Below are 7,771 nucleotides of genomic sequence, written 5' to 3' on the forward strand. Positions count from 1 at the left end.
TGAACGAGCCCTGGACCGAGGAGGACCGCGCCGAGCAGCTGATGCGCCGCGGCCGCTACGTGGAGTTCAACCTGCTCTACGACCGCGGGACCATGTTCGGCCTCAAGGCCGGCGGCAACATCGAGACGATCCTGAGCTCGATGCCGCCCCTGGTGCGCTGGCCTTAGGCGAGCGCCGCAGCCGCTCTCCGACGCCGTAGCGCCGCGCCCAGGCCGAAGAAGCCGCCGATCATCATCGTCCAGGTGGTCGGCTCCGGCACGGCGGCGGCCAGCGCCGCAAACCCGGTCACGCCCTCAGCAGGGGTGACCTCAAGATAGGCGCGCCCCGCCTCTGAATCGGTGGAGAAGATGTAGAAGCCGTAGCTGTCGCCCGCCGCGAGGTTGAACACCACATTGCCCGAGGCGTCGCCCGGCGCCGGGCCAGTCGTCGAGAGCTGGAACTGGACGCCGTTCACGAGGTAGCCGCCCGGATCGTACAGCGTGCCCCCGAAGTCGCTCGACCAGTACGTCCAGTCGAAGGACAGGGTCTCCGCCGCTCCCGCAGTCGCCGTGTAGGAGGTCAGGGACGATCGCGGAATGGAGGTGAACTTCTTCGAGGTGCCGTTGTTCGCGCCGAACAGGTCGAACCCATTCGACAAGAGCGTGACCCCGCCGTCGCCGTTGTTGGTGTTCTGCAGCGTAAAGATGTCCGCCGCGCAGGCCTGACCGCCTATCGCCAGCGTTCCGGCGGCAAGCAGCGCCGCCCAAACCAATCGCCCCATGATCCCAGCCTCTTGTTTACTTCCCGTAAACTATATTCATGGGGTTCGGATTGAAGTCAACCACTCAATTTTGTTAACTAATTCGGCTAGTCGACATTATTAAATTTCATTAACCTTAAAAATTAAGAATTGCGTCAAGTAATGGAGCCCAGCGCATTGCTGAACACCGCCAGCAGATCGGTGTGGTCGGTGTGGGCCTGTGCGCCGAGGCCGACCGCCAGGGCGGAGGCGGCGCTCGCCAATATGATCACGAATTTCCAGCGTCGCATGTGCGGTCCCGAGCTTGCTCACGGATAACGGGCGGGTGGCCCTTACGTTGCCTGGCTGAGGAAATTCCGAATCCAGCCGCCGACGCGGGCGCGGTCGTCGGGGCCCTGGTAGCTGGCGACGGCGCGGTCGGCCTCGTCCTTCGTGTAGGGCCCCTCGCGTCGGTGCTCGATCAGCGACACCGCATAGGCCGGCTCGAATTCCGGGTGCAGCTGCAGCGAGATCGCCGGTTGGTCGCGCCAGGCGAGCGCCCCCATCGGCGTAAAATCGTTGGCCGCCCAGATCTCCGCGCCCGGCGGCAGCTCGACGACCTGATCCTGGTGCGAGCCCGGAAGCCGGATCGAGGCGGCGCCGTCCATCCAGGGCTCGCGGAGCCTGACCTCATAGTCCTGCTCGCCCAGTCCCCACCCTTTCGGCGACTTGATCACCTTGCCGCCGAACGCCTGGGCCATCAGCTGGTGGCCGAAGCAGACGCCGACCAGGGCGGCCTGCCCCTTGGCCGCGCGCAGGAAATCCTCGGCCTGCGCGATCCACGGCAGCGGGTCGTAGACGCCGGCCGAGGCGCCGGTGATCAGGTAGGCGTCGCAGGCCTTGGGGCTTTCCGGCAGCTCGCCCTCGTCGACGGCGAACACCCGGTAGTCGTAGGCGTCGCGGCCCAGCAGCCGGATGAACATGTCGGGATAGGTCCCGAACTCGGGAATGCAGGGCTTGGGCGGCCGGCCGGTCTTGAGGATGCCGAGCTTCACGACGCTCTCCCCTAAAACGCCATGCCCTGGGCCACGGACTTCAGCTTCTCCACCGCCGACAGCTTGTCGTCGATGAAGTCGTGGTCGATCCACCAGTCCTCGACCTCGCGCAGCACCTGGCCGACCATCGGGCCCTTCGGCACGCCGGCGGCGATCACGTCCCGGCCGGTCAGCGGGAAGGCGGGCGCCGTCCAGCCTTCGCCCAGCGCGATCATGCCGCGCCACTGCGGCGTGACCGCCGTCCGGTCGGCGCGCGCCCAGGCGAGCTTCGCGCGGTCGCGGAACGCCTCGGGGCCTAGGCGATAGAGCGCCCGGCGGATCTCGCGCGGGCTCATCCAGCTCTTGAGGACCGGCGTCGGCGCCAGCGCGGCGGCGATGCGGTCGCGCTCGGCGTTGGAGAGCCGCAGACGCTCGGCGAACTGCACCGCGCCAACCTGGTCGTCGGGAAGCAAGGCCGCCAGCCGCAGGACGGGATCGTTCTCGAACAGCTGGTCGGCCTCAATGGCCACCAGGCCGTTGAAGCGCCCGAGGTCAATGGGCGCGGGCAGCACCTCGCCCAGCACGCCGGTGCGGGCCATCAGCGCCACCGCCTCGCGCGGGTCGTCGGCGGCGAGCAACTTCAGGAGCTCCTTGGACACCCGCTCGGCCGAAAGGGTCTTGAGCTCGCCCTTCAGGCTCTCGCAGGCCGCCAGCGCCGCGGCGTCGGGCGGACCCGAGCCGTACCAGGCCAGGAACCGGAAGAAGCGCAGGATGCGCAGGTAGTCTTCCCGCACCCGGTGCTCCGGCTCGCCCACGAAGACGATGCGGCCGGCCCGCGCGTCGGCGGCGCCGTGACCAGTGGGGTCGACGAGCCCGCCGTCGCGGCGGGCGTAGAGCGCGTTCAGGGTGAAGTCGCGCCGCTGCGCGTCCTCGCTCCAGTCCGTGGTGAAGGCCACCACGGCGCGGCGCCCGTCGGTGGCGACGTCGCGGCGCAGGGTGGTGATCTCGTAGGGCTTGCCGCCGGAGACCGCCGTCACCGTGCCGTGCTCGACGCCGGTGGGGACGGCCTTCAGCTTGGCGGCCTGCAGCGCCTGGGTGACCCGGTCGGGCGTCAGCGTGGTGGCGATGTCGATGTCGCCGACCTCCCGGCCGATCAGGGTGTTGCGCACACAGCCGCCGACGTAGCGCGCGCAATCAGGGCCGCCGGCCGTCTCCAGGGCGTCGAACACTGCCGCGGTCTGCGGCGCGGTCATCCAGGGGCGCTGGCCGATCGTCTCGCTCATCTGGGCGCGCCTTCAGGTTGGGGCGCCTTCTCGAAATGGCCCTGGGTCACCGCGCCGCCGGCGGTGACCTCGCCCGGGACGTAGCGCTCGTGGCGGTTGTCGGGATGAAAGATCACTGTCCCGACCAGCGACAGGCCGACGAGGACCGCGCCCGCCGCGAACAGCCAGGCATAGGGCGTCGAGCCCATCTCGCGGCCCGAACGCCTGGCCCAGGCGCGCCACGCGAACCAGATCACGAACGGGACCGCAATCAGCAGCAGGCGGAGGAGGACAACCCTAAGCAACGGCGGCTCCATAGAGCCGGTCGTAGAGCGCCCGCAGCATGCCCGCCGTGGCGCCCCAGATGAACCGGTCCTCGTGATTATAGGCGTAGAAGCGGCGCTTCTCGCCGGAGGGCAGCTCGCGTTCGTGCTCCTCGACGTTGGCCGGGTCCATCAGGAAACCGAACGGCGTCTCGAAGATGTCGGCCACCTCGTCCGGATTGGGGGTCAGCGTGAAGCCGGGACGTACGAAGCCCACCACCGGGGTGATCAGGTATCCGGTGCCGGTGCGGTAGGGGGTCGAGAGGCCCACCACCGAAACGAAATGGGGCTCCAGGCCGATCTCCTCGTGCGCTTCGCGCAGCGCGGTCTGCCACGGCGTCTCGCCGGGGTCGCGGCGGCCGCCCGGCAGCGCGATCTGCCCAGTGTGGCGGCGCAGGGTGTCGGCCCGCCGGGTGAGGATCACCGTCAGGCCCGCGTCGCGCTCCACAAGGCCGATCAGCACCGCCGCCGGCGTCAGCGGCGCGTCGACCTCGTCGGGTCCGTAGGCCTTGCTGAGATCGAAGTCCGAGCGGACGGCGTGCACACCGGCCGGGTCGTGCGCCTCCAGCGGGTCGAGGTGTTGACCTATCCAGTCTCGCAGATCGCCTCGGCCGCCCCTCAGGTTCACAGCTGGTGCGCCCTAGACTTGGTGAGCATGGGCCGGGCCCACCGGGAACCAGGCGCCGTTGGAGGCGACGCCGAGCGTCGGACCGTCCGGCGTCTGCCGCTCCTCGGCCATCTCGACCAGCTCGTAGAACACCGGCCGGGCGATCAGCGCCTCCAGCCCCCGGCGGATGTGGAGGTAGGGCCGTGGCTCGCCGTCCGCTCCCATTTCCACGCGGATGGCGTTCTCCGGCCCCGCCTCGACCTCGTCGCCGACATTGGTGAGGAAACGGAGCGCGCCGTGGGCCCGGTCGACCCGCGTGGCGATGAACGGCGCGTCCTCCACGGTGATCTTCAGCTTCTCGACCGGCGTGACCAGGTGGATGCCGTCGGGGTCCTTGCGCAGCACGGTGGAGAACAGCCGCACCAGGGCCTCGCGGCCGATCGGCGTCCCCTCGTGGAACCAGACGCCGTCCTTGCGGATGACGATGTCGATCTCGCCGCAGTGGGCGGGATTCCACAGGTGCACCGGCGGTAGGCCGCGCCCGGGCGCCTGTTTCGCCGCGGCGATCACGCCCTCCAGTCCCGGTTTCGTCGCCTCGTCCGCCATCCGGTCAGGGTAGGCGGCGGCGCGCCCCCTCTCAAGCGAGGAAGCGGCGACGCCTGCTCAAGGTCAGTGCGGCCGCCCCGGCGCCGCGCCAGGGTGCGGCGGGGGCGCGAACAGAGGAGTTCCATCGATGCGCCACCTGCCGCCCGTCGCCCTCGCCGCGCTGGCCGCCCTCTCGCTCGCCGGCTGCGACCGGAAGAAGCCGGCTCCAGCCGTTCCGCCGCCCCCGGTCCTGGCCGCCGACGCCGCCGTGATCGGCCCACTGGCGGCCGCCGTGCCGTTCCGGGCGCTGGCGGAGACCGCGTATGACGCCAAGCCGCTCCCGCTGGATCAGGCCATCGCCGCGGCCGTCGCCGCCGCCGAGCACGTCAAGGCTCTGCTGCCCCCCGACGCCCAGGTCGATCTCAAGACCCAGCTCGACGCCTTGGCGGCGGCGCGGCGGGTCGACGACCGCACCAACGTGGCGCTTTCGGCGGCCGAGGCCTACCGCGTGCTGGTCAGCCATGCGCCGCCGGGGCGGGTACCGGCCGAGGTCCACCTGCTGGACTATGCGGCCCTGCGCTACGACGCCGACCGCAAGGCGCCGCTCGTGCGCTGGGACGACATGGCCGACGCCACGACCTTCGCCCAGGCCAGGTGGAACGCCATCGCCCCGCGCGTCACCGACCCTGCGCTGCACAACCGCATGGCCAAGGCGCTGGCCGACATGGCCGCCGCCGCCGCCCGGCGCGACCCGGCGCTGGCCCGCGACGCCGTCACCCGCGAGCTGGAGGTCGTGAACCTCCTGGACGTCCTCTTAAACAAGCCGCCGGCCTAGATCGGCCCCACGGACCCCGCGAGTTCGCCCGCCTCCGGCTGCAGCCCACGGACCAGCACCCGGCGCTGGTCGACCGGGCCGGGCATGACCACCTCGCGCCCGCCGGCCCTCGTGAAGCCGACGCGGCTGAAATAGGGCTCGTCGCCGACCAGCAGCACGTGGCTCTCGCCGGCCGCCGCCGCGGCCTCGCAGGCCCGCGCGATCAGGCGCCCCCCGAAGCCGGCGTTGCGCTCGCCCTGCTCGACGGCGAAGGGGCCCAGGAACATCACCGGCCGGCCGCCCACCCGCACCCGCCACATGCGCGCGCAGCCCAGCAGGCGGCCGCCCTCCCTGGCGTCAGGGGTCCAGGCGCACATGGAAAGCTCGGGCGCGAAGGTCGCGAACTCCCGCACCCGCTCGGAAACCTTGGTGAAGCGCCCGGGCCCGAAGGCGCGATCGACCAGGGCGTCGACCAGCGGGCCGTCCTGCGGCCGTTCGGATTGAAGGACGAGCACCGGCGCCGGCGCGGACGGTTGAACGGTCATGGGCTCTTTGCAGACTGCAGGTGCGACGGGAACACTGGCGATGCGCGGCATCGGGCAGCGGGCTTATCGGGGCGTCTTAGGCCCGGCGTCGTCGCAATTGCATGTCAGGGGCCCTTTCGCCCAAGCAGGAAGGGCGCAGGTAAGGCCCGGAGCGCCCTTCGTCAACGCCGCCGTTGCGACGAGGACCAACGCAAGGCAGGTTCGCGGCACATATGGCCGAGACATCTTCCGACGCCGTCCCCTCGGCCCGCGCCCTCCTGAAGGAGCGCGACTACCTCATCTTCTGGGTCTCGCGCTGGACCGGCAGCTTCGCCGCCCAGATCCAGAGCGTGGCCATGGGCTGGCAGATGTACGCGATCGCCCGCCAGAGCCGCTCGGTGCAGGAAAGCGCCTTCCTGGTGGGGATGATCGGGCTGGCGGCCTTCATCCCCGTCTTCCTGCTGACCCTGCCGGCCGGCGAGACCGCCGACCGCCACGACCGCAAGAAGGTGCTGCTGTGCTGTTTCGCGGGCGAGATCGCCACCGTGCTGACGCTGGCGGTGGCGACCTGGCAGGGCTGGGCCTCGGTCATGCTGCTGCTGCTGGTGGGTTTCCTGTTCGGCTGCGCCAGGGCCTTCTTCGCGCCGGCCAACACGGCGCTCGGGCCGATGCTGGTGCCGCGCGCCCTGCTGCCGCGGGCGATCGCCTGGAATTCGCTGGCCTGGCAGACCGCCTCGATCATCGGCCCGGCGGCCGGCGGCCTGCTGGTCGCCGAGTCCACGACCTATGCCTACTTCACGGCGTTCGGCCTCTACCTCGTCTCGGCGCTGGCGGTGCTGCTGATCCGCAAGAGCGGCCAGCCGGTGGTCAATCCGGGCTCCCGCTGGGAGCTGATGAAGGAAGGCCTGGCCTACGTCTGGCGCCAGAAGATCGTGTTCGGCGCGATCTCGCTGGACCTGTTCGCCGTCCTGCTGGGCGGGGCGACCGCCCTGCTGCCGGTGTTCGCCCGCGACATTCTGCATGTGGGCGCGGAGGGCTTCGGCATCCTGCGCGCCGGGCCCGCCATCGGGGCGACGGTGGTGGCGCTGTCGCTGGCCGCCAATCCGATCCGGCATAGGGCCGGCCTCTTCATGTTCGGCGGGGTGGCGATGTTCGGCCTGGCGACCTGCGTCTTCGCGCTGTCGCACCTGCTGTGGCTGTCGGTGGCGGCGCTGGCGGTGCTGGGCGGGGCCGACATGCTCAGCGTCTACGTCCGCCAGACCCTGGTGCAGCTGGTGACGCCCGACCCCATGCGCGGACGGGTGGCGGCGGTCTCCTCGGTGTTCATCGGCGCCTCCAACGAACTGGGCGAGTTCGAGAGCGGGGTGGTGGCGCGGTTCCTGGGGCCCGTGGGCGCGGCGCTGTTCGGCGGCATAGGCGCCCTGATCGTCACCGGCGTCTGGGCCGGGCTGTTTCCCGCCTTGCGCAAGGCCGACCGCCTCGAATAACTGTCGCCCTATAATTAGGGAGATATTCCGATGGGCGCGTTAGACGGAAAAGTGGTCCTGGTTACAGGCGGCGGCAACGGCATCGGGCGCGACTGCGCCCTGATCGCGGCGCAGGAAGGCGCCAAGGTCGTGGTCAACGACCTCGGCGCGGGCCTGAAGGGCGACGACGAAGGCTCGGCCGGCCCGGCCGAGACGGTCGCCCAGGAAATCCGCGCCGCCGGCGGCGAGGCGGTCTCCAACTCCGAGAGCGTCACCAGCCTGAAGTCCGTGGAGGGCATGGTCGAGCAGGCCCGCGACACGTTCGGCGGCCTGCATGCGGTGATCAATCCGGCCGGCATCCTACGCGACGTGATGTTCCACAAGATGACCGAGCGCGACTGGGACCAGGTGATCGAGGTGCACATGCGCGGCTCGTTC

At 70.5% G+C, this 7,771-nt stretch carries 12 protein-coding genes; 4 read left to right on the forward strand and 8 right to left on the reverse strand.

Annotated features, from left to right (window positions below; translation table 11 throughout):
• Positions 1 to 167 (forward strand): coproporphyrinogen III oxidase (locus JWP28_RS09230; RefSeq protein ID WP_299542320.1); only part of this gene is annotated, 167 nt, incomplete at its 5' end.
• On the opposite strand, the gene JWP28_RS09235 is transcribed toward JWP28_RS09230, so the two are convergent.
• The 7 genes from JWP28_RS09235 to JWP28_RS09265 all read right to left on the reverse strand — a co-directional run bounded on the left by JWP28_RS09235 (position 164) and on the right by JWP28_RS09265 (position 4,550).
• Complete coding sequence (locus JWP28_RS09235) at positions 164 to 760, reverse strand: PEPxxWA-CTERM sorting domain-containing protein (RefSeq protein WP_299542298.1); 597 nt, start codon at positions 758 to 760, stop codon at positions 164 to 166. The genes JWP28_RS09230 and JWP28_RS09235 overlap by 4 nt on opposite strands.
• Positions 761 to 894: 134 nt before the next feature.
• Positions 895 to 1,029, reverse strand: a complete 135-nt coding sequence (locus JWP28_RS09240; RefSeq protein WP_299542300.1) for a hypothetical protein — start codon at positions 1,027 to 1,029, stop codon at positions 895 to 897.
• A 42-nt stretch (positions 1,030 to 1,071) separates the two neighbouring features.
• Complete coding sequence (locus JWP28_RS09245; protein ID WP_299542302.1) at positions 1,072 to 1,773, reverse strand: type 1 glutamine amidotransferase; 702 nt, start codon at positions 1,771 to 1,773, stop codon at positions 1,072 to 1,074.
• Positions 1,774 to 1,784: 11 nt separating this feature from the next.
• Entirely contained in the window at positions 1,785 to 3,035 is a 1,251-nt protein-coding gene (locus JWP28_RS09250; RefSeq protein WP_299542304.1) for a CCA tRNA nucleotidyltransferase, read from the reverse strand.
• Complete coding sequence (locus tag JWP28_RS09255) at positions 3,032 to 3,319, reverse strand: hypothetical protein (RefSeq protein ID WP_299542306.1); 288 nt, start codon at positions 3,317 to 3,319, stop codon at positions 3,032 to 3,034. The genes JWP28_RS09250 and JWP28_RS09255 overlap by 4 nt, the downstream gene beginning before the upstream one ends.
• Positions 3,312 to 3,965: a CoA pyrophosphatase gene (locus tag JWP28_RS09260; RefSeq protein ID WP_299542308.1), complete on the reverse strand. Its 654-nt coding sequence runs from the start codon at positions 3,963 to 3,965 to the stop codon at positions 3,312 to 3,314. Before JWP28_RS09260 ends, JWP28_RS09255 begins: the two co-directional genes overlap by 8 nt.
• A gap of 12 nt (positions 3,966 to 3,977) precedes the next feature.
• Entirely contained in the window at positions 3,978 to 4,550 is a 573-nt protein-coding gene (locus tag JWP28_RS09265; RefSeq protein ID WP_299542310.1) for a DUF1285 domain-containing protein, read from the reverse strand.
• 127 nt (positions 4,551 to 4,677) lie between these two features.
• Here JWP28_RS09265 and JWP28_RS09270 point away from each other — a divergent pair, with 127 nt between their 5' ends.
• Positions 4,678 to 5,364 (forward strand): hypothetical protein, encoded by a 687-nt coding sequence (locus JWP28_RS09270; RefSeq protein WP_299542312.1) that lies wholly within the window; start codon positions 4,678 to 4,680, stop codon positions 5,362 to 5,364.
• Here JWP28_RS09270 and JWP28_RS09275 read toward each other — a convergent pair.
• Complete coding sequence (locus JWP28_RS09275) at positions 5,361 to 5,888, reverse strand: N-acetyltransferase (protein WP_299542314.1); 528 nt, start codon at positions 5,886 to 5,888, stop codon at positions 5,361 to 5,363. The two genes, JWP28_RS09270 and JWP28_RS09275, sit on opposite strands and share 4 nt — an antisense overlap.
• A gap of 212 nt (positions 5,889 to 6,100) precedes the next feature.
• Here JWP28_RS09275 and JWP28_RS09280 point away from each other — a divergent pair, with 212 nt between their 5' ends.
• Together JWP28_RS09280 and JWP28_RS09285 are read left to right on the forward strand one after the other, a co-directional pair.
• Positions 6,101 to 7,354: an MFS transporter gene (locus JWP28_RS09280; RefSeq protein ID WP_299542316.1), complete on the forward strand. Its 1,254-nt coding sequence runs from the start codon at positions 6,101 to 6,103 to the stop codon at positions 7,352 to 7,354.
• Between the two features lie 51 nt (positions 7,355 to 7,405).
• The coding region (locus JWP28_RS09285; protein WP_299542318.1) for an SDR family NAD(P)-dependent oxidoreductase at positions 7,406 to 7,771 on the forward strand (366 nt) is incomplete at its 3' end.

It is taken from the genome of Phenylobacterium sp. (assembly GCF_028290885.1).
In the GTDB taxonomy this organism is placed as follows: Bacteria; Pseudomonadota; Alphaproteobacteria; order Caulobacterales; family Caulobacteraceae; genus Phenylobacterium.